The sequence below is a fragment of the Pseudomonas entomophila genome, from assembly GCF_029478665.1.
Taxonomy (GTDB): Bacteria; Pseudomonadota; Gammaproteobacteria; order Pseudomonadales; family Pseudomonadaceae; genus Aquipseudomonas; species Aquipseudomonas entomophila_F.
Genome location: NZ_JARPQB010000012.1, coordinates 1 through 24,890 on the forward strand (window position 1 = coordinate 1; position 24,890 = coordinate 24,890).

Sequence of the window (24,890 nt, forward strand, 5' to 3'; positions counted from 1 at the left end):
GGGGTGGGGCAGGTGGGCGTTTACCGGCGCAGCCGGCGACGGCCAGCAGCAGGCAGAGCGCGAATGCCACGAGGAGGGATTTCACGTGGATTGCCTCCTTGGTAAGAGGCCGCTGGTGATTTATCCGAAGTATAGATTGGGCCTGAGGGCCTCATCGCGGGTAAACCCGCTCCTACAGGTACCGCGCAATACCCGCGATGGGCCGCGAAGCGGCCCCTTTTGCAGGCTTGAACGACATGCTCAGCCCTCCAGCTTCAGGTGCAGCAACGGGTACGGATCACCCTGCCCATCCACCTCGGAGCGTCCGACCTGGACGAACCCCTGCTTCAGGTAGAACCCCACTGCCTGCGGATTCTGCTCATTGACGTCCACCTCCCGCACACCCAGCTCATCGACCACGCTGGCCAGCAGTGCCTTGCCGATACCCTGGCCACGGCAGGCGGGATCGACGAAGAGCATTTCCAGCTTGCCGTCATGCACGCCGGCAAAGCCGTGGATGCGTCCGTCATCATCGCGCCAGGCGCGCAGCTCGACGAAACCCAGGTACTGCTCGCGCACCAGCGGGCGCAGGCGTTCTATATAGCCTTCAGGCAGAAAGTCGTGGGTCGCCCGTACCGAGGCTTCCCAGAGCTCGGTGAGGCGGTCGTAGTGTTCCGTGCCCACCGGCACGATGCTGTGGTTCATGGTGTCTCCAGATGAAAAGGGTCTCATGGTGTTCGCGCATCCTTTCGGGATCAGAGGTGTGTGCTGACTGTACAGGCCTGTTCGCCGGCAAGGCCGGCTCCTACAGGACGTGCTTCGGGTGGCATGGTACTGGCCTGAAAGGCCACTGCGCTATGCTCGCATTCCGGTCCTTGAATCTGGAGACACGCGTGGCAGCCACCTCTGTTCCTCAAGCCGACGCTCTGCTGTTGGTGGATGTGCAATGCGCGTTCATGCAAGGCCAGGACGCCGTTCCGGGCCACCTGGCCTTGCAGGTGAGCATCGCCCGCCTGTTGGCCCGGGCGCGCGCGGCCGGCGTGCCGGTGATCTTCCTGCAGAACGATGGTGCTCCCGGTACGCCGGATGCCCCGCACAGCGCCGGTTGGTCGCTGTATTTTCCGCCAGCCCGAGGCGAGCACGTGCTGTTCAAATGCGAGGATGACGGGTTCGCCGAAACCCGGCTGGAAGCGTTGTTGCGTGAGCTGGACGTGCAGCGCCTGGCCCTGTGCGGCCTGCTGTCGGAGATGTGCCTGGCGGCCACTGCCCGTGCCGCCTTGCAGCGTGGCTTTGACGTGCTGCTGCCCCACGATGCCCATGCCACCTATGACGTGCCGCCCGGACCGGGTGGTTCGCCGGGTGTGCCCGCGGCACTGGCGGCGCGGGCGGCGGAATGGTCGTTGGGGGATGAGGTGGTGATCTTGCCGGGCGTCGATGCCGTGGTTTTCCTGTAGGCGCCAGCAAGCTGGCGCCTACAAGGGAGGCTGTTGGTCCAGGTCGAGCTTGGCTTCGAGGCGGTCGAGGTGTTCGTGCATCAAGGCCAGCGCGGCCTCGCTGTCGCCGCTTTCCACTGCATCGATGATGGCCGCGTGTTCCTGCCAGGCGCAGTGTTCGCAGCAGGGCGACTCATAGCGGGCAATGATCAGCGAGGTCATCGGCACCAGGCCATTGAGAAAGCGCGCCAGCGGTGCATTGGCGGCCATCTGCGCGAGCTTCATGTGGAACTCGCCGCCCAGGCGGATCGCCGTGCAGCGCTGGCCTTGCTCGTGGTGGTGGCGTTCACGCTCGACCAACTGGCGCAACTGGCGGATCTGCGCCGGCCGGGCACGCTGGGTGGCCAGGCCGATCAATGTGGTTTCTGCCAGGCGCCGGGCACTGAGCACCTGGCGCGCCTGCTGCGCATCGGGCGCCGCCAGCTGCGCGGTGTGGCTGGGGCGCTGCACGATCACCTGCTGGTCGGACAGGCGGCCAAGCACCCGGCGGATCACCGTGCGGCTGACCCCGAAGGCATTGCCGAGGGCCTGCTCGGGCAGCGCGGTGCCCGGTGGCAGGCGCTGTTCGAGGATGGCGTCGAACAGGCGCGGGTAGATCTGCTCGGCCGACAGGCGGGTTTCACCTGCGCCGAGCAGGGCGGGCAGGCGGGGGGCGGCTTGGGCGCAGGCGGTCATGGTCGCTCTCCTTCTTCTTTATTCAGGTGCCCGGCTGGTCGTCCGGAATGTTCAGGGCGATGCCCATGCGCTGGCCCTCGGCGAGAATGTGCAGGCGCATCTGCTGGCTGGCCTTGGCGCTGTTGCGCTCGCGGATGGCCCGCACCACGGCCTCGTTCTCGCTCAGGCGCGCGGCCAGGTGTTCGGGCGAGTTGCGCAGCATCTCGGCGCTTTGCTTGAGGGCGTTGCCGGTCTGCTGCACCACGCTCTGGAAGATCGGGTTGGTGGTCAGGGCGAACAGCGCCTCGTGGAAGGCGATGTAGGCATTGATGCCGGCCTCGCTGTCACGGGCGTCGAGGGCCTCGCGCATGTCCATCAGGGTCAGGCGCAACTGGCCGATGTCCTGGCTGCCCGCCGATTGCGCGACCAGCCCGGCGATGAAGGGTTCGAGGGTGTAGCGCAGTTCCAGTACGTCGGCCAGGCTGGCGGCGGCGATGGCTTCCGGCTCCTGGGCCTGGGCGCTGTCGGCGTCCAGCACCAGCACCCCCTTGCCCGGCATCGAGCGCACCAGGCCCAGGGTTTCCAGCACGATGACCGCCTCGCGCAGGCTGGGGCGGCTGATGCCCAACTGCTCGGCCAGCTCGCGCTGGCCGGGCAGCATGTCGCCGCTGCGCCACTGGCCACGGGCCAGGGCCTGGCGGAGTTTCTCCACCACTGAATTGACTACCGTCGACGAGCTGATCACGTTTCGCTCCTTGGTTGACGCCGCATCTTCGCGTCTGGCGGGCCGGCGCCGGGCGCCGGCCTCGCGTGGCTCAGAATTCCTGTTGATGGGGTTGGCCCTGCTTGCGGGTTATTGGCGCGAAGCCCGGTTTGTTGGCCAGTACATTGTGCGCACGCTCCAGGTCGATATCTTTCTCCCAGCGCGCGATGGCCACGGTGGCGACGCAGTTGCCGATCAGGTTGGTCAGTGCCCGGCCGATGCCCATGAACCAGTCCACCGCCAGCACCAGCACCAGGCCCACCACCGGGATCGCCGGCACGGCGGTCAGGGTGGCGGCGAGAATCACCAGCGCCGAGCCTGGGATGCCGTGGGCGCCCTTGGAAGTCACCAGCGACACCAGAAGAATGGTCAGCAGGTCGGTCATGGCCAGCGGTGTGCCGGTGGCGTTGGCGATGAACACGATGGCCAGGGTGAGGTAGATGGAGAAGCCATCGAGGTTGAACGAGTAGCCGGTGGGGATCACCAGGCCGACGGTGGAGCTGCCGATCCCCAGGTGCTCGAGCTTGCGCATCACCTGGGGTAGCACGGCGTCGGACGAAGCGGTGCCGAGCACGATGGTCAGCTCTTCACGCAGGTACTTGATGAACGGCAGCAGCTTGAGGCCGGAAATACGCATCACCGTGCCCAGCACGATCAGCACGAAACCGGCGCAGGTCAGGTAGAACAGCGCGACCAGGCCGCCCAGGTGCTGCAGCGAGCTCAGGCCATATTTACTGGTGGTGAAGGCGATGGCGCCGAACACGCCGATGGGGGCCAGGCGCACGATCATGCCCATGATGCGGAACACCACGTGGCTCAGTTCGTTGATCAGCCGCGAGATGCCCGAGGCCGATTCACCGACCAGGTTCAGCGCGCTGCCGAACAGCACCGAGAACAGCAGTACCTGGAGGATGTTGTTGTCGGCGAAGGCGCCGACCACCGAGGTCGGGATCAGGTCCATCAGGAACGTGGCCGTGCCGTGGATGTGCTGGCCGCGCTCGGCGAGGGCACCGGCATCGGCGCTGGACAGCTGGTCCAGGTGGATGTTGGCGCCACTGCCGATGCCGCTGCTGAAGGCGAACACCAGGCCGATCACCAGCGCCAGGGTGGTCAGCACTTCGAAGTAGATCACTGACTTGAGGCCAATGCGCCCGACCTTCTTCAGGTCGCCGGCGCCGGAAATGCCGCTGACCACCACGCAGAACACGATCAGGCCGATAAGCATCTTGATCAGCTTGATGAAGCCGTCACCCAGGGGTTTGAGTTGTAGGGAGAGGTCGGGGAAGCTCAGGCCGCAGACGATGCCGAGGGCAAGGCCGAGCACTACCTGGAGGAAGATCGAACGCGAACACCATTTGAGCATGGGAGGAGTCTCTGGTCGGTGTCCTTGCCCCCCAGCCACACGGAGCGAAAGAGTGCAGGACTTAATTATTGTGGTCTTACCGGTTTGTTCACTGCGAGGGCCATGAAACGCCGAAAATTTGGACATTGCAAGACTTTTTGGCCTGACCGGTCTGACCAGTTGTGGTGCATCGACGGAGAACCTGCTCTAGCGTGGTGCATGGGGGATTTCAGGGTTTGGACAGGGCCTGATCGACGGCGGCGATCAGTTTGCCGAGGTCCTTGGGCGGGGCATTGTGGATGACGCCGAACAGGTAGGCGCGTTGCTCTTCTTCGTCGTCCGGCTCGGCGAAAAAGACTTTGGGTTTCACCCCCAGCGCTTCGGCGAAGTTCATCAGCGCCTCGATGCTGGGGGTGTACGTGCCGGTTTCGAAGCGGCTTATGGTCTTGGGGTCGAAGCCGGTGCGTTCGCCCAGTTGCGCCTGCGTGAGGCTCGCCAGCTTGCGGTAGCGGCGCAGGGCAGGGCCGAGGCCTGTTCTGGTCATCGCTTAATTCCCATTTAGAATCAAGCACTTAACGATATCTGTCGATACAGTGCAACGCTATGATCCATCACCTTTATTTGCAAAGTGTGATGGAATTCGTAGAATCCGCCGCTTTGATTGGTCAGCCATTCAAGCAATTGTCCAAGGTGATCCGGCCATCTGTCGGCTTGCGTGAGCCTGTTGTCGAACATTGGAACTGATCCGGGATGAACGGTTCCGGCACCCCTGGCCACGCGCCAGGCCATTCGTCGGACCGCCTATGAAGGGAGTCTCATCGTGCGTCTGAACCTGCCGGTCAATCCGGTCGAGCAAAGCTTTCCCGAGCATCAGCGGCTCATCTCGGCGACCGACACGGCCAGCCTGATCACCTACTGCAATGCCGAGTTCGCCGCCATCAGCGGCTACAGCCAGGATGAGCTGATCGGCAGCCCGCACAACCTGGTGCGTCACCCGGACATGCCCGAAGCGGTGTTCGAGCTGATGTGGCAATACCTCAAGGCCGGCCGCAGCTGGATGGGGATCGTCAAGAACCGCTGCCGCAACGGCAATTTCTACTGGGTGAACGCCTACGTCACGCCGATCCTGGAGCAGGGCCGGGTGGTCGGCTACGAATCGGTGCGCGTGCGCCCCAGCCGCGAGCAGATCGCCCGGGCCGAAGCGCTGTATGCACGGTTGCGCGCGGGCAAGGCGGTGCTGTCACCGGCACGCCGCCTGGCCCTGCTGGCACGCGGCATGACCCTGCCATTGCTTGGTGGCGCGCTGGCCATCGGCGTCAATCAGCTGTGGCCGGGCCTGGCGGCCCAAGGCCTGACCCTGGCACTGTTCGCCGGTGTCGGGGCCTGGGCGCAAAGCCGGATCGGTCGTCACCTGCGGCGCATCGCGGATGGCGCGGGCAATACCTTCAGCGATCCGGTCGCGGCGCTGACCTATAGCGACCTGCCGGGTGCGGCCGGGCAGTTGGAGCTGATCCTGATCAGCGAAGAGGCGCGGCTGAAGACCGCGCTTACCCGTCTCAGCGACCTGGCCGCGCAGATGGCCGAGGCCGCCCTGGATGCCGGGCGCCTGTCCCGCGGTACCGAGTCGGCCTTGCTCGAGCAGCGTGCCGAGACCGACCTGACCGCCACCGCCATGACCGAGATGGCCGCTTCCATCGGCGAAGTCGCCGGCCACGTGCAGTTGACGGCGCAGGAGGCGCACACCGCGCACCTGCTCGCCGAGCAGGGCAGCCAGGTCGCCGACGCCAGCGGCGCGGCGATTCGCGAGCTGGCCGGCACGGTCGGGCAGATCAACCAGGCGGTCAACGACCTGGCCGGTCAGACCGGTGATATCGCCGAGGCAGCCGGGATGATCCGCGCCATTGCCGAGCAGACCAACCTGCTGGCGCTCAATGCTGCGATCGAGGCGGCGCGGGCCGGCGAGCAGGGGCGCGGTTTCGCGGTGGTCGCCGACGAGGTGCGCGCGCTGGCCGACAAGACCCGCCAGTCCACTTTGCATATCCAGGCGATCATCGACAGCCTGCGCAGTGGTGCCGGGCAGGCGGTGAGCATCGCCAGCCAGGGTCTCGCAGGCGCGGAGCAGGGGGTCTCCCAGGTCGCCCAGGCCCAGCAGGCGCTGCAAGGTATCCGCCAGGCCGTGCTGCGCATCAGCGACATGAGCCAGCAGATGGCCGCCGCTTCCCAGGAGCAGTCGGCGGTGGCCGAGGACGTTTCGCGACAGATCAACGGTGTGGCCGGCACGGTGCAGCAGAGCGCCCGACGGGCCAATGCCGCCGCTTCACGCGGCGCCGAGCTCGAGCAGGTCTGTGCCGGGCTGCGCGCCCTGGTGGAGCGTTTCAACCGCTAGGGCGGGCTATTTATGGATGATATCTACCGCGCGGCCGTGGATGCGGCCGCGATCTTTTCCGAGACCGACCTGCGCGGGCGTATCACCTACGTCAACCAGCAGTTCTGCAGTATCTCCGGCTACAGCCGCGAGGAGCTGCTGGGCGCCAACCACCGTATTCTCAATTCCGGGTTGCATGAGCCGGCGTTCTTCTTCGATATGTGGAACGCCCTGGCGGCTGGTCGGGTGTGGAAAGGCGAGATCTGCAACCGCGCCAAGGATGGCTCGCTGTACTGGGTCGACAGCACCATGGTGCCGCTGATCGACCCGCACAGCGGCAAGGTGCACAAGTACGTGTCGATCCGCTTCGACGTCACCGAGAAGCGCCAGTTGCTGCACACCTTGCAGTGGCGTGTGGGCCATGACGTGCTGACCGGGCTGCCCAACCGCGCGTACCTGTCCGACCTGCTCAACCAGGCCCTGGCGTTCTCGCGCCGCGAGCGCATCCCGCTGGCGGTGTGCATGCTCGACCTGGATGGTTTCAAGGCGGTCAACGATGGCTATGGCCATGCCACCGGCGACCTGCTGCTGGTCGAGGTGGCGCAGCGCCTGCAGGGCATCCTGCGCGGCGGCGATGCGGTGGCGCGGCTGTCGGGCGATGAGTTCGTGCTGATCCTGCGCCACATCGAAGGCCCTCGTCAGTTGCATGCCGCGCTGCAACGGGTACTGCTGTCGCTGGCGGCACCCTACGTGGTCCGGGAACACGCCCTGACCCTCAGCGCGAGCATCGGCGTCACCTTGTTCCCCCAGGACGACGAGGACGCCGACACCCTGGTGCGCCACGCCGACCAGGCGATGTACGTGGCCAAGCAGCAAGGGCGCAACCGCTACCACCTGTTCGACGTGTCCCAGGAGCTGGAGCTCAAGGCCACGCACCAGACCGTGGCGCGGGTGCGCCAGGCCATGCGCCAGGGTGAGCTGTGCCTGCACTACCAACCGAAGGTGAACATGCGCAGCGGGCAGGTGATCGGTTTCGAAGCGTTGTTGCGCTGGATGCACCCCACCAAGGGGCCGGTGCCGCCGGGCGAGTTCCTGCCGTTGGTGGAGCAGACCGACCTGATCGTGGAGCTGGGAGAGTGGGTCATCGAGCAGGCGCTGGCCCAGCTGGGTCAATGGCGGCAGGAAGGGCGGGGATGGTCCTTGAGTGTCAACATCGCCGCCCGCCAGTTACAGCGTGGTGACTTTTCCCAGCGTCTGGCGCGGCTTCTCGAGCGCCACCCCGGCGTGGACCCGGCGCAACTGGACCTGGAGATCGTCGAGTCGGTGGCCATCGACAACCTGGCGCGGGTCGGCCACTGCCTGGATGCCTGTCGTGCCCTGGGTGTGCGCTTCTCGCTGGACGACTTTGGCACAGGCTATTCATCGCTGAGCTACCTCAAGCGCTTGCCGGCACAGACCATCAAGATCGACAAGTCGTTCGTGCGCGACATCCTGCATGACCACGACGACCTGGCCCTTGCCGGTGCGGTGATCGGCCTGGCGCGTGCGTTCGGCCGAGCAGTGATTGCCGAAGGGGTGGAAACCGTCGAGCACGGGCGGGTGCTGATGGGTCTGGGTTGCGAGCTGGCCCAAGGCTATGGCATTGCGCGGCCCATGCCGGCGGGCGAGGTAGTCGAGTGGGTGGCCGGTTATCGCCAGCCTCCGGAGTGGCTGGCGGGTTGAGGCGGGGAGGGCCATGCGCCCCTCCGCCGGCGTGTAGGTCGCAGGTCAGCGTTGCGCCGGGGGTACCTGGGGCGTCGAGCAACGAGCCTCGCAGTGCCCGCCCTGGCGCCATCGGTAGCACCCGGCGGGCTGCGTGGTGGTCAAGCCAGGGGCGCCGTGCTTTTGACCGCCGCCAGCTCCGGATGGGCGACCAGCTTGTCGATGTGCAACTCGTCGTTGTTCATCCAGGTTTCGGTCAATACCCGGTAATGCTCCATGTCGCGGCAGCGCATGCGCAGGCTGTAGTCGAAGTGGCCGCTGATCAGCTGGCATTCGTACACCTGCGGGCAGGCCCGCACAGTGGCTTCGAAGGCCTTCTGCGCGGAGCGCCCGCTCTGGTTGGACAGCGCCACCAGCACCAGCAATGACAGGCCGGGCGAGACCTGCTGCAGGTCGATGATCGCCCCGTAGCCGCGGATAACGCCGCGCCGTTCCAGCTTGCGCACCCGTTCCAGGCAGGGCCTGGGCGTCAGGTGCACGAGGGTGGAGAGCTTTTCATAGGTGATCCTTCCCTGGTGGCGCAGCACGTCGATGATGGCTTCATCGATGCGATCCAGTGGTGCGACGGCGGTGCTAGTGGCCTTGGTATCCATATACGGCGTGACTTCACTTGAGGCGGTTGGAGAGGAACTGCCGCAGGCGCTCGCTCTGTGGCCGGTCGAGGATCTCGGCGCTGCCGTGCTCTTCGACCAGGCCCTGGTGCAGGAACAGCACCTGGCTCGACACCTGGCGGGCGAACCCCATTTCATGGGTGACCATGAGCATGGTACGTCCTTCCTCGGCGAGCGTCTGTATCACCTTGAGCACCTCGCCGACCAGCTCCGGGTCGAGGGCCGAGGTGGGTTCGTCGAAGAGGATGATCTCCGGCTCCATGGCCAGCGCCCGGGCAATGGCCACGCGTTGTTGCTGGCCGCCGGAGAGGAACGCCGGGTACTGCTCGGCGGCGCGCGCCGGCAGGCCGACCTTGTCCAGGTATTTGCGGGCTCGGGCCTCGGCTTCGCTGGCACTGACGCCCAGCACCTTGCGCGGCGCCAGGCAGATGTTCTCCAGCACCGTGAGGTGGCTCCACAGGTTGAAGTGCTGGAACACCATGGCCAGGCGCGTGCGCAGGTTCTGCAACTGGGCCGGTGGCGGGGTGCGGGTGCCGGGGTGGATCTCCAGGGTCTGGCCGTCGAGGGTGATGCTGCCGGCGTCGGGCTGCTCGAGGAAGTTGATGCAGCGCAGGAAGGTGCTCTTGCCCGAGCCGCTGGCGCCGATCAGGCTGATCACGTCGCCCTTGCGCGCCTGCAACGAGACGCCCTTGAGCACCTGGTGATCGCCGTAGTGCTTGTGCAGGCCCTCGACGCTGAGCTTGATGGCGCCGGCATGGGCACGCGCTGCCGGGGCCTGTTCGAAGGAGTTGAGTGGCAATGCGGTAGCAGTCATGAAATCAGCCTCGGGCAGGGACAAGGAAGCGCATCCAGCGGCGCTCGGCCAGTCGGAACAGGCCGACCAGGGCGAAGGACAGCAGCATGTACAGCAGGGCGGCCACACCAAAGGCCTGGAAGGTCAGGAAGGTCGCGGCATTGGCGTCGCGGGCCACCTTGAGGATGTCGGCGACGGTGGCGGTGAAGGCCAGCGAGGTGGCGTGCAGCATCAGGATCAGTTCGTTGCTGTAGGCCGGCAGCGAGCGGCGCAGGGCGGCAGGCAATACCAGGAACAGGTTGAGCTTCCAGCCTCTGAGCCCATAAGCCTGGGCTGCCTCCAGCTCACCGGCCGGCAGGTTGCGGATGGCTCCGGCGAAGATTTCCACGGTGTAGGCGCAGGTGTTGAGCACGAACGCCAGCAATGTGCAGTTGATCGCGTTTCGGAAGAACTGGTCGAGCAGAGCGTGCTCGCGCACCACCTGCAGGCTATAGAGGCCGGTGTAGCAGATCAGCAACTGGATATAGAGCGGCGTGCCGCGGAACACGAAGGTGTACAGCTGCACCGGCAGGCGCAGCCAGGCGTTGCGCGAGGCCCGGGCCAGGGCCAGGGGCAGGGAGAGCGCCAGGCCCAGGACCATGCTGGCGACAAACAGCCAGAGGGTCATGGCCAGCCCCGACAGGCCGTTGCCATCGCTGTACAGGTAGGCCAGGCCATATTCCTGAAGGAGTTCGATCATCGCGCCAGCTCCTTGATGCCGATGTTGTAGCGCCGCTCAAGGTGCCTGAACAGGCGGTTGGAGAGGGTGGTGATGAGCAGGTAGACCAGCCCCGCCAGGCTCAGGAAGAACAGCACGTCGTTGGTGGTCTTGCCGGCGTTCTGCGCGGCCTTGACCAGGTCGGCCAGGCCGATGATCGAGACCAGTGCGGTGGACTTGAGCAGTACCAGCCAGTTGTTGCCCAGCCCCGGCAGGGCGAAGCGCATCAGTTGCGGGAACAGCACCAGGCGAAAGCGCTGGGCGCGGCTCAGGCCATAGGCGGTGGCCGCCTCCAGCTGGCCGGCCGGCACGCTGAGGATGGCGCCACGGAAGTTCTCGGTGAAGTAGGCGCCATAAATGAAACCGAGGGTGATCACCCCGGCGCCGAACGGGTCGATCTCCACGTAGTCCCAGCCCAGCGCCTCGGTCAGGTCGTTGAGCCAGATCTGCATGCTGTAGAAGATCAGCAGGATCAGTACCAGGTCGGGAACGCTGCGGATCAGCGTGGTGTAGAGGGTGGCCGGTACGCGCAGCAGGGGTGAGCGGGACAGCTTGGCGCTGGCGCCGAGCAGGCCGAGCAACAGGCTCAGGGCCAGCGACAACAAGGCCAGCTTGATCGTCATCCAGGTGCCTTGGGCCAGCAGCGGGCCGAAGCCTTGCAGGCCGCTTGTGAGGAAATCGTGCATGGGCGGAATCTCGCGGGGAGGCTATCGCGGGGCAAGCCCGCTCCCCCTAAGGGAGCGGGCAGCCTGCCGGGTCACTCGTTGTAGATGTCCAGGTCGCCGACATACTTCTTCTGGATCTCGGCATAGGTGCCATCGGCATGGATCATGGCGATACCCTTGTCGAGCAGGGCCTTGAGCTCCGGGTCGGTCTTGCGCAAACCCATGGCGATGTCCAGCGGCAGGGTCGGGTCCTTGATCGCCGGGCCGCTCTTGAAGTCGGCGCCTTCAGGCTTGGAGAGGAAGTTGAGCTGGGCCTCGAGCTTGTCGGTGACGGTGGCATCGAGGCGCCCGTTCATCAGGTCGGCGTAGTTCTGGTCCTGGGCCTGGTAGGCCCTGACCTGCGCCCCCAGCGGCGCCAGCACGGCGCGGGCATAGGCCTCCTGCAGCGAACCCTGCAGCACGCCGACCTGCTTGCCCTTGAGCGATTCGACCGTGTCGCCGAAAGCGGCCGACTTGCGCACGATCACCGAGGTCGGGCTGAGGAACAGCTTGTGGGTGAAGTCGATCTGTTTCAGGCGCGCCGGTGTAACCGCCATCGACGACATGATGGCGTCGAACTTGCGTGCACGCAGGGCGGGGATCATGCCGTCGAATTCGTTGTGCACCCAGGTGCATTTGACTTGCAGTTTCAAGCAGATGGCGTTGCCCAGTTCGATGTCGAAGCCTTGCAGGCTGCCATCGGCGGCAACGGATTCGAAGGGGGGGTACTCGGGGTAGACGCCGAAGCGGATCTCGGTCCATTCCTTGGCGTGGGAAACGGTGGTGGCACACAGCGAGAACAGCAGCACGCCGAGGCGTTTTCGCATGGAGAGCATGGTCTTGGGTCCCTGGGTGTTGTTATTGGTAGTAGGGCGATTACCGCGTGTAGGTCCGTCGGTGACTCATGGGTCGGGCTCAGGATGCGCGAGATAGACCGGTTTTTTGTGTCGTTTGCTAGCGCGCGGGGTGCCGGAATCGGCTGTTAGGCTCCTCGTGGCAGCGGAATCGGCTGTTCCGACAAAGATTTATGGAAGTGCGACAGCGGATTCCGCGTATCCAGCGCGCCCCGTAGGAGCGGCTTCAGCCGCGATCACCCGCGAAGCGGGTGCCAGGCACCGCGGCGTCTGCATCGCGGCTGAAGCCGCTCCTACAAGGGGCAATCAGGCTGCGTTGGCCTTGGCTCGTGCCGCGGTGGGCTGCAGCAAGGCGAACAGGTCTTTCGGGTTCTCAAGTGCAGGCACCAGCGCGATGTCATGCCCGATATCCAGCGCCCGGGCCACATCCAGCACATAACGCAGCGCCGAGTAGTCCTCCAGGGCAAACCCGACCGAATCGAACAGGGTTACCTGCGTAGCGTTCTCGCGGCCCACCACGCGGCCTTCGACGACTTCCCAGAACTCGGTGGTCGGCGAGTCGCTCGGCATCTGCTGGATCTCGCCCTCGATACGGCTTTGTGGCTCGTACTCGACGATCACCCGCGCACGCTCGACGATGTCGCGGTGCAGCTCGGTCTTGCCTGGGCAGTCGCCACCGACCGCATTGAGGTGCATGCCCGGCTCGATCATCTCTGGGGTGAGGATGGTGGCGTAGGCCTTGTCCGCGGTCACCGTGGTGACGATGTCGGCGCCGCGCACCGCTTCGGCCACGTTGTTGGCGATGGTCAGCTTGAGGGCTGGATAGCCCGCCAGGTTGGCGGCCAGTTTTTCACTTGCCGCACGGTCGATGTCGAACAGGCGAATCTCGTCGATGCCCAGCAGCGTGTGGAAGGCGATCGCCTGGAATTCGCTTTGCGAGCCGTTGCCGATCAGCGCCATGCGCTTGCTGTCCGGGCGCGCCAGGTAGCGGGCGGCCAGGGCCGAAGTGGCGGCGGTGCGGATCGCGGTGGTCAGGGTCATCTCGCTGAGCAGCACCGGCGTGCCGGTGTCGACATCGCCCAGGGCACCGAAGGCCATTACCGTGAGCAGGCCGTTGTGGGTGTTCTTCGGATGCCCGTTGACGTACTTGAAGGCGTACAGGTTGGCGTCGGACACCGGCATCAGCTCGATCACCCCGTCAGGCGAGTGGTTGGCCAGGCGCGCGCACTTCTCGAAGTCGTGCCAGCGCAGGTAGTCCTGGCGAATGTACTCGGCCATCTCTTCCAGGCAGGTGGGCAGGCCCTTGCGGTTGACCAGGTGGGCGAGGTCTTGCACATCGATATAACGGGTCATGATGAGGCTCCTTTTCAAGTCAGTGGCGCGAGGGCAGGTGGACTTCGGCGAGCATGCAGCGTGCGCTGCCGCCACCGATGCGTTCGATATGATCGATATTCACCACCACGGGGTGGCTGTGCTGCTCCACCTGGTGGCGTTGTCGCGGGTCCAGCGAGCGCCAGGCGCTGCGTGACATCACCAGCAGCGAGCGACCGTCACGGTCGTGGACTTCGAGCATGTTGCCGGCGAAGTTCTCCAACTGCTCGAAGGTCAACGCCAGGACCTGTTTGCCGGTATCGCGCAGCGAATGTTCGAGGGCGCGGCGTTCGGTGGTGTGGGGCAGGGCATCGAGACAGGCCACGGCCAACTGGCGGCCGACGTTCATCATCACGTTGCTGTGGTAGATCGGAGCGTGCTGGCGGTCGACGGCGTGGAACAGGCACAGGCGGTAGTCGAGCTGTTCGGCGAACTGGCGCAGGGCGTGTTCGTGGGTGCGGCCGGAGTGGCAGGCATAGCTGATGCGGTGCTCGCGGTCGAGAACCATGCTGCCGGTGCCTTCGAGGAACAGATTCTGCTGTTCCAGCGGGCTCAGGTCGACGGTGCGTTGGATGGCAAAACGCTCCTCCAGTACGCGCAAGGCCCCCTTGTCGCGCTCCAGGCGACGGTTGCGGCCTTCCATCGGGTAGAGCACCAGGCTGCCGTCGGCATGGCTGCTCCACCAGTTGTTGGGGAAGATCGAATCCGGCGTGTGGGGCTCGGGCGTATCCTGCACCACCAGCACCTCGACACCATGCAGGCGCAGGGTTTCGACGTAGCCGTCGAATTCTTCCAGGGCCTTCTCGCTGGCCGTCGCCGGGTCCAGTGGCGCTTGCTGGAAGCGGTTGTTGAGCGCGGTGTCCGGGTTGAAGGTGAACCGCGCGGGGCGAATCATGAGGACGGTATTTGTTGTTTGCATTGGGCACGCATCCACGGGTGGGCTGTGTGTCCATTGTCGAGGGGATCGGTAAAAGATCCCGGCTGAAGCGTGAATGACTGGCAGCCGGAACCAGCTGAAATAGGGTGGCCGTCAGCCGAATCGGCTGTTGCGTCTCGTAGGCGCCGGCCTTGCCGGCGAACACCAGCGCAGCCGGTGCCATGCGTCGCGGCGCTTGTTTCGCCAGCAAGGCTGGCTCCTACAGGGCCTTTGCACGGGGGCGCAAACAGAAACGGCGCCTCGAAGGGCGCCGTTTCTCTTAATGCCTGAACAACTTACTTATGCAGCTCTTCAGCCGCATACAAGGTGTTTTCCAGCAGGCACGCACGGGTCATCGGGCCCACGCCGCCCGGCACCGGGGTGATCCAGCCCGCGCGGGGCAGGGCGGTCTCGTAGACCACGTCGCCCACCAGCTTGCCGTCTTCCTGGCGGTTGATGCCGACGTCGATGACGATGGCGCCTTCCTTGACCCACTCACCCTTGACCAGGCCCGGCTTGCCGGCGGCGACCACCACCAGGTCGGCGCGGCCGACATGGCCGGCCAGGTCCTTGGTGAAGCGGTGGCAGACGGTCACGGTGCAGCCGGCCAGCAGCAGCTCCATGGCCATGGGGCGACCGACGATGTTCGAGGCGCCGACGATCACTGCGTTCATGCCGTACAGGTCCTGGCCGGTGCTTTCCAGCAGGGTCATGATGCCTTTCGGGGTGCAGGGGCGCAGCAGGGGAATGCGCTGGGCCAGGCGACCGATGTTGTACGGGTGGAAGCCGTCGACGTCTTTATCCGGGCGGATGCGCTCGAGCAGCAGCGAGGCATCCAGGTGTGCCGGCAGCGGCAACTGCAACAGGATGCCGTCGACGGCCGGGTCGTCGTTGAGGCGGTCGATCAGGTCGGTCAGGGCTTGCTGCGTGGTATCGCTGGGCAGGTCGAACGCTTGCGAGATGAAGCCGACTTCTTCGCAGTCCTTGCGCTTGTGCGAGACATAGACTTGGGAGGCCGGATCGGTACCGACCAGGATCACCGCCAGGCCTGGTGTGCGCAGGCCCTGCTGGCGGCGCTCGGCGACACGTTGGGCGATCTGCTGGCGCAGGTTGGCGGCGATCGCCTTGCCATCGATAAGGTGTGCAGTCATAGACGCGTGATTAACCATCGAGAAGGGAACATGAAGAAGGCGGCATTCTCTCACGAGACGGCCCGAGGGCAAAGGCGGATGGTCGGGCAAATTCCCTAAGCCCTTCAATAAATTATATTTTTTTGAAAAATATGTTGACGCCCTGCAGGGTCGTCTATAAGATTCGCCGCACTTGTCGGGCACTGCCTGGCACGGGTTGGCAAGGTCGGGCAGAATAAGCGGTTGGTTTGTTCGGCTTGACTGTAAGCTTAAGCGCCCGTAGCTCAGCTGGATAGAGCATCCGCCTTCTAAGCGGATGGTCGCAGGTTCGAGTCCTGCCGGGTGCGCCATTAAGGCCTGGGCAAGTAAGCAGTACCGCAATATGGTGGGCGTAGCTCAGTTGGTAGAGCGCCGGATTGTGATTCCGGTTGTCGTGGGTTCGATTCCCATCGTCCACCCCAGATTCTACAGGGGCGCCTTGATTGAATGATCCGGCGCCTTTGTTTTTGAGTGTCATGCGGACGTGGTGAAATTGGTAGACACACTGGATTTAGGTTCCAGCGGCGCAAGCTGTAAGAGTTCGAGTCTCTTCGTCCGCACCATGTTTCTGTAAGTTTGTACCGCAATATTGCATTATGGTGGGCGTAGCTCAGTTGGTAGAGCGCCGGATTGTGATTCCGGTTGTCGTGGGTTCGATTCCCATCGTCCACCCCATATTTCAGAAGGCGCCTTGATCCTATGGTCAGGCGCCTTTTTTGTCTCTGTCTCCTGTGAAAATGCCGCAGAACGCGGCATTTTTCGTTTCTGCGCCCTGGGTCGACGGGGCGGAATTCTGGCGCGAGCGTCATTTCGCTGGCGTCGCACCGCCTGCGAGTGGGCAGCAGGTGTGCAATGAGTGCCGGTGTCGCAAGGGTTGCAGGCGGCAAGTAGGAGCTGGTCGGTTTCTTGCTAGGGGTTGGTTATTGCGCGCGCGTCCATCGCTGGTATGCACGGGCGTGGCCATTCTCTGAAAACAAGGAAAGACCATGAAAGTCTGTAACGCGTATCGGGAAAACATGTACCACCTGCTCGGGGCGGTATTCAATGCGCTGGAGAAACGTCCGGTAGTGGCTGAGCTGGGTGTGCTGCGTGGGGGAAATGCGATCAAGCTGCACGAGGCGCTGGCGCCGGAGCGCATGGTGCTGATCGACAGCTGGAGCAAGCTGTCCAATGAAGCTTACAGCCCCTTCGACCAGCTGCCGCCATGGGTGTCTCCGGTGGACGAGTACGAGTACTACTATGGTGGCTCGCTGCATGACGACGCGACCTGGGACAAGCTCTACCAAGAGTGCCTGGATAATGTTGCCCATCTGTCCGATGTGACGGTGATCCGCTCCGACACCATCGGCGCCATCGACAAGGTGCGCCAGCAGACAGGTATCGAGCAGTTCGACGTGGTCTATGTCGACGCCAGCCACCAATACGAGTTCGTCCTGCGCGACCTGATGTACTACCAGGAACTGGTCGGCCCGGATGGCGTGATGATGCTCAATGACTGCTGCCATAGCGTCAATGGCACCAAGCAGAACCTGGGTGTGCTGGAAGCGCTGGGCAGCTTCATGAAGCGCTCCGATTTCATTCCGGTCGCGATGACCAATACCGATTGGTCCGATGTGATCCTGGTGCGCCGTAATTCGGTCATGGTCCAGCTGCTGGACATGGCGCTGGCAAACTCGGATGTGCCTTACGTTGAAATCCCTCATCAGTTGATCACGGCGGCGCGCGTGGTCTATGGCGCTCAACGTCACAACGTCAGTTTCGTCTGATTCCTGCGCGGGTGTTTCGTCACCTTGGTGCTCTTTGCGTGGGGCGGTAGTGCTTCCTCTGGTGGCGGCAGCCTGAAAGCTGATAGATTTCAGCCGGTTGAAATACCGGCCTGGAGCCGGCAGGGGAAATACCGATGATTGCCAAAGAAGCGCGCCAGGCCCTGGCATTGCAGCGTTTTGCCGAAGCCAATCCGCAATTGCTCGAGGAGATCCGTGAGCTGGATGCGCGCGAGCAGGCCCAGCAGATCGAGTGGGCGTTCGAGGATGCGGCGCAGGAGCAGGGCGTCGAGCCGTGGGAGTATGCGCTGCAGTTGATCGCCGAGTCGCCGGAGCAACTGCAGGCCATGCGCCTGGAGACCCATCGTGAGGTGGCCGAGGCGCTGGGCATGGAATGGGAAGAGTACTGCCAGTTCAATGAGATCGATCCGGAATAGGGTTGGGGTTTTCCGGTGGTATCGCGTTGAGGCGGCCAGGTGTGGGGCAATAGTCTTGCGGCGGTCATGAGATCGAGCGCCGCCCGCGCGGCGCATCGCGGATGAATCCGCTCCTACATTTGTTGCAACGTGCCTATGCCTGATAGGTCATGGTTGTACGCCTTGTTGGAATGGCGCGATTTATCGATTGGTGCTGCCGCCGCCCCGCCTGATTCACGCCATGCGCCAAGGCTGGCAACCATGGCTTAACAGGTGCGGTACGTTGCAATAGATGTAGGAGCGGATTCATCCGCGATGCGCCGCGCGGGCGGCGCTCGATCTCAAGAGCGCTGCAAGATCTTCGGCAAGCCCTCGCCGGCCTCTACGCAAATTCCCTTGAAATCCCGAAAAAAAGCCACATATCAACCGCCTGTGGTTTGTTTGACAAAGTTTTACAGTCGCACGGCTTACGATGTCCGCCGCGACCCTGATAACGAACGGCCCGGCGCCGCAGCGGGCGGGCCTTTCAATGAATTCGACCGGCGTGGTTTGCCGACCCTCCAGGTGGCGTGACTTCTGTTGCATGAGTCACTAGAATGTTTGCCCTTGATTCTGGAGTCGGGCTATCGCCGGCTAACGTCTGTGCAACGAGGAATATCCATGCAAGTTTCTGTTGAAAACACTTCCGCTCTCGAGCGCCGCATGACCATCGCCGTTCCGGCCGAGCGCGTCGAGAACGAAGTCAACAAGCGTCTGCAGCAGACTGCCAAGCGCGCCAAGGTTGCCGGCTTCCGTCCGGGCAAGGTGCCGATGAGCGTGATCCGCCAGCGTTTCGAAGCCGATGCCCGCCAAGAGGCTTTCGGTGACCTGGTCCAGGCTTCCTTCTACGAAGCCATCGTCGAGCAGAAGCTGAACCCGGCTGGCGCCCCTGCCGTCGAGCCAAAATCGTTCGAGAAGGGCAAGGACCTCGAGTTCGTCGCCATCTTCGAAGTCTTCCCTGAATTCACCGTTGCCGGTTTCGAGTCGATCGCCGTCGAGCGCCTGAGCGCCGAAGTCGCTGACGCCGACCTGGACAACATGCTGGAAGTCCTGCGCAAGCAGAACACCCGTTTCGAGGCTGTCGAGCGCGCTGCTGCGAACGACGACCAGGTCAACATCGACTTCGTCGGCAAGATCGACGGTGAGGCCTTCGCCGGTGGTTCGGCCAAGGGCACTCAGCTGGTGCTGGGCTCCGGCCGCATGATCCCTGGCTTTGAAGACGGCCTGGTCGGCGCCAAGGCTGGCGAAGAGCGCGTGGTCAACGTGACCTTCCCAGAGGACTACCAGAACCTGGACCTGGCTGGCAAAGCCGCTGAATTCACCATCACCGTGAACAGCGTTTCCGCGCCTGTGCTGCCTGAGCTGAACGAAGCCTTCTTCGCCCAGTTCGGCATCAAGGAATCTTCGCTGGAAGGTTTCCGCGCCGAAGTTCGCAAGAACATGGAGCGTGAACTGCGCCAGGCCATCAAGGCCAAGGTCAAGAACCAGGTCATGGACGGTCTGCTGGCTGCCAACCCGATCGAAGTCCCGAAAGCCCTGCTGGAAAACGAAGTCAACCGTCTGCGCGTGCAGGCTGTTCAGCAGTTCGGTGGCAACATCAAGCCTGAGCAACTGCCGGTCGAACTGTTCGAAGAGCAAGCCAAGCGCCGCGTCGTGCTGGGCCTGATCGTGGCCGAAGTGGTCAAGCAGTTCGAACTGAAGCCTGATGAAGCCGAAGTTCGCAAGGTGATCGAGGAAATGGCCTCGGCTTACCAAGAGCCTGAGCAGGTCGTTGCCTGGTACTACAAGAACGACCAGCAACTGAACGAAGTCCGTTCGGTTGTACTGGAAGAACAAGTTGTAGATACTGTCCTGCAGAAAGCGACTGTGACCGACAAATCGGTCTCGTACGAAGAAGCTGTCAAGCCAGCACAGGCACCTGCCGCCGCTGAGTGATAAGGCTTCTCTCGTAGGAACCCCACAAGCCAGCCTTCGCGCTGGCTTGTGCGTATTCAAGCCATGACTATTTGGGAGTGAGTGCAGGACATGTCCCGCAATTCTTATATTCAGCAGAGCTCTGACATCCAGGCCGCAGGCGGCCTGGTCCCGATGGTTATCGAGCAGTCCGCCCGTGGCGAACGCGCCTATGACATCTACTCGCGCCTCCTGAAGGAGCGGGTGATCTTCCTGGTCGGCCCCGTAGAAGACTACATGGCCAACCTGGTGGTGGCGCAACTGCTGTTCCTTGAGGCGGAAAACCCGGACAAGGATATCCATCTGTACATCAACTCGCCGGGCGGTTCGGTGACTGCCGGCATGTCGATCTACGACACCATGCAGTTCATCAAGCCGGACGTCTCGACCATCTGCATCGGCCAGGCCTGCAGCATGGGCGCCTTCCTGCTGGCGGCCGGTGCCGCTGGCAAGCGCCACTGCCTGCCCAACTCGCGGGTGATGATTCACCAGCCGCTGGGTGGCTTCCAGGGCCAGGCGACCGACATCGAGATCCACGCCCAGGAAATCCTCAACATCAAGGCGCGCCTGAACGAGCTGCTGGCCCATCACACTGGCCAGTCGCTGGAAACCATCAAGCGCGACACCGAGCGTGACAACTTCATGAGCGCTGCGCGCGCGGCCGAGTACGGCCTGATCGACTCGGTCTACGACAAGCGGCAACTGGCATCCTGAAGCAATGCGCCAGAGCGGGCGGGCACGGATTGTGCCCGCCCGCGGACTTGAAAAAGCCAGCGATTGCCTTCATCTTGTGTTTCAAGCCTACCGGATTGGATCGATCGAATGACTGACACCCGTAATGGCGAGGACAACGGCAAATTGCTCTATTGCTCCTTCTGCGGCAAAAGCCAGCACGAAGTACGCAAGTTGATTGCCGGCCCCTCGGTATTTATCTGCGACGAGTGCGTCGACCTGTGCAACGACATCATCCGTGAGGAGGTGCAGGAAGCCCAGGCCGAGAGCAATGCGCATAAATTACCCTCGCCGAAAGAAATCAGCGGCATCCTGGACCAGTACGTCATTGGTCAGGAGCGCGCGAAAAAGGTCCTGGCCGTAGCGGTGTACAACCACTACAAGCGCCTGAACCAGCGTGACAAGAAGGGCGACGAAGTCGAACTTGGCAAAAGCAACATCCTGTTGATCGGGCCGACTGGCTCGGGCAAGACCTTGCTCGCCGAGACGCTCGCGCGCCTGCTGAACGTACCGTTCACCATTGCCGACGCCACCACCCTGACCGAAGCCGGTTATGTGGGTGAGGACGTCGAGAACATCATTCAGAAACTGCTGCAAAAGTGCGACTACGACGTGGAAAAGGCCCAGATGGGCATTGTCTACATCGACGAGATCGACAAGATCTCGCGCAAGTCGGACAACCCGTCCATCACCCGTGACGTCTCGGGCGAGGGCGTGCAGCAGGCACTGCTGAAGCTGATCGAAGGCACTGTGGCTTCCGTACCACCACAAGGTGGCCGCAAGCACCCGCAACAGGAATTCCTGCAGGTTGATACCCGCAACATCCTGTTCATTTGCGGTGGCGCCTTCTCTGGCCTGGAAAAAGTCATCCAGAACCGTTCCACCAAAGGTGGTATCGGTTTCAGCGCTGAAGTGCGCAGCAAGGAAGAAGGCAAGAAGGTTGGCGAGTCGCTGCGTGAAGTCGAGCCGGACGATCTGGTCAAGTTCGGCCTGATCCCCGAGTTCGTCGGTCGCCTGCCTGTACTGGCCACGCTGGACGAATTGGATGAGGCTGCGCTGATGCAGATCCTCACCGAACCGAAGAACGCGCTGACCAAGCAATACGCCAAGCTGTTCGAGATGGAAAGCGTCGACCTCGAGTTCCGCAGCGATGCGCTCAAGGCCGTGGCACGCAAGGCTCTGGAGCGCAAGACCGGCGCCCGTGGCCTGCGTTCCATCCTCGAAGGCGTGCTGCTCGACACCATGTACGAAATTCCTTCGCAGAAGGAAGTCAGCAAGGTGGTGATCGACGAAAGCGTCATCGAAGGGACTTCGCAGCCGCTGCTGATCTATGAGAACAGCGAGCCGCAAGCCAAGGCCGCCCCCGACGCCTGATCGGGCAGGGGTGCAGCAACCAGCAAAGGGGCCTTCGGGCCCCTTTCTGCATTTCATGGACACTGCGCTTGTAATTTCCCAAGGCTGCCCCCACATTAGCCCCAAGCACCATTTCCAACGGTTTCCGGCCACAAGGCCGCTGTAGAGGCGAAATCATGAAGACCACCCTCGACTTGCCTCTTTTGCCATTGCGGGACGTCGTCGTCTATCCGCACATGGTCATCCCGCTGTTCGTGGGGCGTGAGAAGTCCATCGAAGCCCTCGAGGCCGCGATGACAGGCGAAAAGCAGATCCTGCTGCTGGCCCAGAAGAACCCCGCCGACGATGATCCGGGCGAAGACGCCCTGTATCGCGTCGGTACTGTCGCAACCGTGCTGCAACTGCTCAAGCTGCCTGATGGCACCGTCAAGGTGCTGGTCGAAGGCGAGCAGCGTGGCGCGGTCGAGCGCTTCACCGAAGTCGAAGGGCACATCCGTGCCGAAGTCAGCCTGATCGACGAAACCGAGACCGCCGAGCGCGAGTCCGAGGTGTTCGTGCGCACCCTGCTGTCGCAGTTCGAGCAGTACGTGCAACTGGGCAAGAAAGTCCCCGCCGAAGTGCTGTCCTCGCTCAACAGCATCGAGGAGCCAGGCCGCCTGGTCGACACCATGTCCGCGCACATGGCGTTGAAGATCGAGCAGAAGCAGGAGATTCTCGAGATCGTCGACCTGCAGGCCCGTGTCGAGCACGTGCTGGCGTTGCTGGATGCCGAGATCGACCTGTTGCAGGTCGAAAAACGCATCCGTGGTCGCGTGAAGAAGCAGATGGAGCGCAGCCAGCGCGAGTACTACCTGAATGAGCAGATGAAGGCCATTCAGAAAGAGCTTGGTGATGGCGACGAAGGCCACAACGAAGTCGAGGAGCTGAAGAAGCGCATCGACGCAGCTGGTTTGCCCAAGGACGCCCTGGCCAAGGCTCAGGCCGAGCTGAACAAGCTCAAGCAGATGTCGCCGATGTCGGCTGAAGCCACCGTTGTGCGTTCGTACCTGGACTGGCTGGTGCAAGTGCCATGGAAAGCCCAGAGCAAGGTGCGTCTGGACCTGGCCAAGGCCGAAGAGATTCTCGACTCCGACCATTACGGTCTGGAAGAGGTCAAGGAGCGTATCCTCGAATACCTCGCCGTTCAGAAACGCGTGAAGAAGATCCGTGGCCCGGTACTGTGCCTGGTCGGCCCGCCCGGTGTCGGCAAGACCTCGCTGGCCGAATCGATCGCCGCCGCCACCAACCGCAAGTTCGTGCGCATGGCCCTGGGTGGTGTGCGTGACGAGGCCGAGATCCGTGGCCACCGCCGCACCTACATCGGTTCGATGCCAGGTCGTTTGATTCAGAAGATGACCAAGGTCGGTGTACGCAATCCGCTCTTCCTGCTCGACGAGATCGACAAGATGGGCAGCGACATGCGTGGCGACCCCGCCTCGGCACTGCTGGAGGTGCTCGACCCCGAGCAGAACCACAACTTCAACGATCACTACCTGGAAGTCGACTACGACCTCTCGGACGTGATGTTCCTGTGCACCTCGAACTCGATGAACATCCCGCCGGCGCTGCTTGACCGCATGGAAGTCATCCGCCTGCCGGGTTACACCGAGGACGAGAAGATCAACATCGCGGTCAAGTACCTGGTGCCCAAGCAGGTCAAGGCCAACGGCCTGAAGAAGGATGAATTGGAGGTCGACGTCTCGGCGATCCGCGATATCATCCGCTTCTACACCCGTGAAGCCGGCGTGCGTGGCCTGGAGCGGCAGATTGCCAAGGTCTGCCGCAAGGTGGTCAAGGAACACACCGGCAGCAAGCAGGTCAAGGTCAAGGTGACCGGCGAACAGCTCGAGCAACTGCTGGGTGTGCGCAAGTTCCGCTACGGCCTTGCTGAACAGCAAGACCAGATCGGTCAGGTCACCGGCTTGGCCTGGACCCAGGTGGGTGGCGAACTGCTGACCATCGAAGCCGTAGTCATCCCGGGCAAGGGCCAGTTGATCAAGACCGGTTCGCTCGGTGACGTCATGGTCGAGTCGATCACCGCCGCGCAGACGGTCGTGCGTAGTCGTGCCCAGAGCCTGGGGATCGCCGCAGACTTCCATGAGAAGCGCGACGTTCACATCCACATGCCGGAAGGGGCCACCCCCAAGGATGGCCCGAGCGCCGGCATCGGCATGTGCACCGCGCTGGTGTCTGCATTGACTCAGATTCCTGTGCGTGCCGACGTCGCCATGACCGGTGAGATCACCCTGCGTGGTCAGGTCCTGGCCATTGGTGGGCTCAAGGAAAAACTGCTGGCGGCGCACCGTGGCGGGATCAAGACGGTGATCATTCCCGAAGAGAACGTTCGCGACCTCAAGGAGATTCCGGAAAACATCAAGCAGGATCTTCAGATCAAACCGGTCAAATGGATTGACGAAGTCCTCCAAATTGCGCTGCAATACGCCCCGGAGCCCTTGCCGGATGTGGCTCCGGAGATTGTCGCGAAAGATGAAAAGCGCGACGGCGATGCTAAGGAAAGAATCAGCACGCACTAGTACGTATTTCGCTGGGGGGCTTGGTTGACAGCATTTTCGGGGCCTTGCTATAAAGCGGCACGCCAGTGTCAACAGGCCACTCAGCGCTCGTTTCATTAGCTTTTCATTACATACTTAGAAACAAACTCAATAGAGAAATAAGGGGACTTAGAGTGAACAAGTCGGAACTGATTGACGCTATCGCCGCATCTGCTGACATCCCGAAAGCTGTAGCCGGCCGTGCGCTGGACGCAGTCATCGAATCCGTCACCGGCGCCCTGAAGCAAGGTGACGATGTGGTACTGGTTGGCTTCGGTACCTTCTCGGTCAAGGAGCGCGCCGAGCGCACCGGCCGCAACCCGCAAACCGGCAAGGCGATCAAGATCGCTGCCGCCAAGGTTCCAGGCTTCAAGGCTGGCAAGGGCCTGAAAGACGCCGTCAACTAAGTCGTCTCTTCAGCCGGCTCGGGCTTCAACGAGCCGACCGCGTGACGGCGGGTCGCAAACGTTCCCGCTGGCACGCTCGCTTCGAAAAGGCGCATCCACTGGAT

Annotated in this window: 23 protein-coding genes, 4 tRNA genes and 1 pseudogene; 15 read left to right on the forward strand and 13 right to left on the reverse strand. The window is 63.1% G+C overall.

The features are described from left to right. Window positions 1–240: 240 nt before the first annotated feature. Window positions 241–684 carry a GNAT family N-acetyltransferase gene (locus P5705_RS07985; protein WP_277460311.1) on the reverse strand — a complete coding sequence of 148 codons (444 nt, stop codon included), beginning with the start codon at window positions 682–684 and terminating at the stop codon, window positions 241–243. Window positions 685–872: 188 nt separating this feature from the next. Between P5705_RS07985 and P5705_RS07990 the strand changes: the two genes are divergently transcribed. Next, on the forward strand, window positions 873–1,433 hold the full coding sequence (locus tag P5705_RS07990; RefSeq protein ID WP_277460315.1) for an isochorismatase family protein: 561 nt from the start codon (window positions 873–875) through the stop codon (window positions 1,431–1,433). 18 nt (window positions 1,434–1,451) lie between these two features. On the opposite strand, the gene P5705_RS07995 is transcribed toward P5705_RS07990, so the two are convergent. The 4 genes from P5705_RS07995 to P5705_RS08010 all read right to left on the reverse strand — a co-directional run bounded on the left by P5705_RS07995 (window position 1,452) and on the right by P5705_RS08010 (window position 4,775). Further along, a complete protein-coding gene (locus P5705_RS07995; RefSeq protein ID WP_277460316.1) occupies window positions 1,452–2,147 on the reverse strand; it encodes a GntR family transcriptional regulator in 696 nt (231 codons plus the stop codon). Window positions 2,148–2,169: 22 nt separating this feature from the next. Further along, the gene (locus P5705_RS08000; protein WP_277460317.1) at window positions 2,170–2,871 is read right to left on the reverse strand and encodes a FadR/GntR family transcriptional regulator; all 702 of its coding nucleotides are present in this window, start codon (window positions 2,869–2,871) and stop codon (window positions 2,170–2,172) included. 70 nt (window positions 2,872–2,941) lie between these two features. After that, window positions 2,942–4,252 (reverse strand): C4-dicarboxylate transporter DctA, encoded by a 1,311-nt coding sequence (locus P5705_RS08005; protein ID WP_240065000.1) that lies wholly within the window; start codon window positions 4,250–4,252, stop codon window positions 2,942–2,944. Between the two features lie 208 nt (window positions 4,253–4,460). Next, the gene (locus P5705_RS08010; protein WP_213660347.1) at window positions 4,461–4,775 is read right to left on the reverse strand and encodes a helix-turn-helix domain-containing protein; all 315 of its coding nucleotides are present in this window, start codon (window positions 4,773–4,775) and stop codon (window positions 4,461–4,463) included. A gap of 276 nt (window positions 4,776–5,051) precedes the next feature. On the opposite strand from P5705_RS08010, the pseudogene P5705_RS26365 reads away from it, so the two are divergent. The 3 genes and pseudogenes from P5705_RS26365 to P5705_RS08020 all read left to right on the forward strand — a co-directional run. Continuing rightward, a pseudogene (locus P5705_RS26365) lies at window positions 5,052–5,333 on the forward strand (PAS domain-containing protein); the annotation flags it as partial. 174 nt (window positions 5,334–5,507) lie between these two features. After that, the gene (locus P5705_RS08015; protein ID WP_431196933.1) at window positions 5,508–6,617 is read left to right on the forward strand and encodes a methyl-accepting chemotaxis protein; all 1,110 of its coding nucleotides are present in this window, start codon (window positions 5,508–5,510) and stop codon (window positions 6,615–6,617) included. A gap of 12 nt (window positions 6,618–6,629) precedes the next feature. Beyond that, window positions 6,630–8,318: a putative bifunctional diguanylate cyclase/phosphodiesterase gene (locus P5705_RS08020; RefSeq protein WP_277460320.1), complete on the forward strand. Its 1,689-nt coding sequence runs from the start codon at window positions 6,630–6,632 to the stop codon at window positions 8,316–8,318. Between the two features lie 140 nt (window positions 8,319–8,458). Here P5705_RS08020 and P5705_RS08025 read toward each other — a convergent pair whose 3' ends face one another. The 8 genes from P5705_RS08025 to folD form a co-directional block, all read right to left on the reverse strand. Beyond that, a complete protein-coding gene (locus P5705_RS08025; protein ID WP_213660351.1) occupies window positions 8,459–8,950 on the reverse strand; it encodes an Lrp/AsnC family transcriptional regulator in 492 nt (163 codons plus the stop codon). 13 nt (window positions 8,951–8,963) lie between these two features. Continuing rightward, window positions 8,964–9,782, reverse strand: a complete 819-nt coding sequence (locus tag P5705_RS08030; protein ID WP_277460322.1) for an ABC transporter ATP-binding protein — start codon at window positions 9,780–9,782, stop codon at window positions 8,964–8,966. 4 nt (window positions 9,783–9,786) lie between these two features. After that, window positions 9,787–10,500, reverse strand: a complete 714-nt coding sequence (hisM, locus tag P5705_RS08035) for a histidine ABC transporter permease HisM (RefSeq protein ID WP_277460323.1) — start codon at window positions 10,498–10,500, stop codon at window positions 9,787–9,789. Next, on the reverse strand, window positions 10,497–11,204 hold the full coding sequence (locus tag P5705_RS08040) for an ABC transporter permease (RefSeq protein ID WP_277460324.1): 708 nt from the start codon (window positions 11,202–11,204) through the stop codon (window positions 10,497–10,499). The genes hisM and P5705_RS08040 overlap by 4 nt, the downstream gene beginning before the upstream one ends. A 71-nt stretch (window positions 11,205–11,275) precedes the next feature. Continuing rightward, window positions 11,276–12,058 carry an ABC transporter substrate-binding protein gene (locus tag P5705_RS08045; RefSeq protein ID WP_431196932.1) on the reverse strand — a complete coding sequence of 261 codons (783 nt, stop codon included), beginning with the start codon at window positions 12,056–12,058 and terminating at the stop codon, window positions 11,276–11,278. A gap of 324 nt (window positions 12,059–12,382) precedes the next feature. Then, window positions 12,383–13,429: an ornithine cyclodeaminase gene (locus P5705_RS08050; protein ID WP_277460326.1), complete on the reverse strand. Its 1,047-nt coding sequence runs from the start codon at window positions 13,427–13,429 to the stop codon at window positions 12,383–12,385. Window positions 13,430–13,448: 19 nt separating this feature from the next. Next, complete coding sequence (gene ctlX / locus P5705_RS08055) at window positions 13,449–14,366, reverse strand: citrulline utilization hydrolase CtlX (protein WP_277460328.1); 918 nt, start codon at window positions 14,364–14,366, stop codon at window positions 13,449–13,451. 293 nt (window positions 14,367–14,659) lie between these two features. After that, window positions 14,660–15,514 (reverse strand): bifunctional methylenetetrahydrofolate dehydrogenase/methenyltetrahydrofolate cyclohydrolase FolD, encoded by an 855-nt coding sequence (folD, locus tag P5705_RS08060; RefSeq protein ID WP_011533109.1) that lies wholly within the window; start codon window positions 15,512–15,514, stop codon window positions 14,660–14,662. Window positions 15,515–15,766: 252 nt separating this feature from the next. On the opposite strand from folD, the gene P5705_RS08065 reads away from it, so the two are divergent. The 11 genes from P5705_RS08065 to hupB all read left to right on the forward strand — a co-directional run bounded on the left by P5705_RS08065 (window position 15,767) and on the right by hupB (window position 24,786). Beyond that, window positions 15,767–15,843 (forward strand) — tRNA-Arg (locus P5705_RS08065). A gap of 35 nt (window positions 15,844–15,878) precedes the next feature. Beyond that, window positions 15,879–15,954 (forward strand) — tRNA-His (locus P5705_RS08070). Between the two features lie 56 nt (window positions 15,955–16,010). Next, a tRNA-Leu gene (locus tag P5705_RS08075) sits at window positions 16,011–16,095 on the forward strand. Between the two features lie 36 nt (window positions 16,096–16,131). Continuing rightward, window positions 16,132–16,207, forward strand: a tRNA-His gene (locus P5705_RS08080). A 311-nt stretch (window positions 16,208–16,518) separates the two neighbouring features. After that, window positions 16,519–17,298, forward strand: coding sequence for a class I SAM-dependent methyltransferase (locus P5705_RS08085; protein WP_011533111.1), 780 nt, complete (start codon window positions 16,519–16,521; stop codon window positions 17,296–17,298). 134 nt (window positions 17,299–17,432) lie between these two features. Beyond that, window positions 17,433–17,732: a DUF6388 family protein gene (locus P5705_RS08090; RefSeq protein WP_277460329.1), complete on the forward strand. Its 300-nt coding sequence runs from the start codon at window positions 17,433–17,435 to the stop codon at window positions 17,730–17,732. A gap of 639 nt (window positions 17,733–18,371) precedes the next feature. Next, window positions 18,372–19,685, forward strand: a complete 1,314-nt coding sequence (tig, locus tag P5705_RS08095) for a trigger factor (protein WP_277460331.1) — start codon at window positions 18,372–18,374, stop codon at window positions 19,683–19,685. 90 nt (window positions 19,686–19,775) lie between these two features. Further along, window positions 19,776–20,417, forward strand: a complete 642-nt coding sequence (clpP, locus tag P5705_RS08100) for an ATP-dependent Clp endopeptidase proteolytic subunit ClpP (protein WP_011533114.1) — start codon at window positions 19,776–19,778, stop codon at window positions 20,415–20,417. A gap of 108 nt (window positions 20,418–20,525) precedes the next feature. Then, window positions 20,526–21,809 carry an ATP-dependent Clp protease ATP-binding subunit ClpX gene (gene clpX / locus P5705_RS08105; protein ID WP_044487893.1) on the forward strand — a complete coding sequence of 428 codons (1,284 nt, stop codon included), beginning with the start codon at window positions 20,526–20,528 and terminating at the stop codon, window positions 21,807–21,809. Between the two features lie 155 nt (window positions 21,810–21,964). After that, a complete protein-coding gene (gene lon, locus P5705_RS08110; protein ID WP_277460332.1) occupies window positions 21,965–24,361 on the forward strand; it encodes an endopeptidase La in 2,397 nt (798 codons plus the stop codon). A 152-nt stretch (window positions 24,362–24,513) separates the two neighbouring features. Then, window positions 24,514–24,786 (forward strand): nucleoid-associated protein HU-beta, encoded by a 273-nt coding sequence (gene hupB / locus P5705_RS08115; protein WP_011533117.1) that lies wholly within the window; start codon window positions 24,514–24,516, stop codon window positions 24,784–24,786. The last annotated feature ends 104 nt before the right edge of the window (window positions 24,787–24,890 follow it).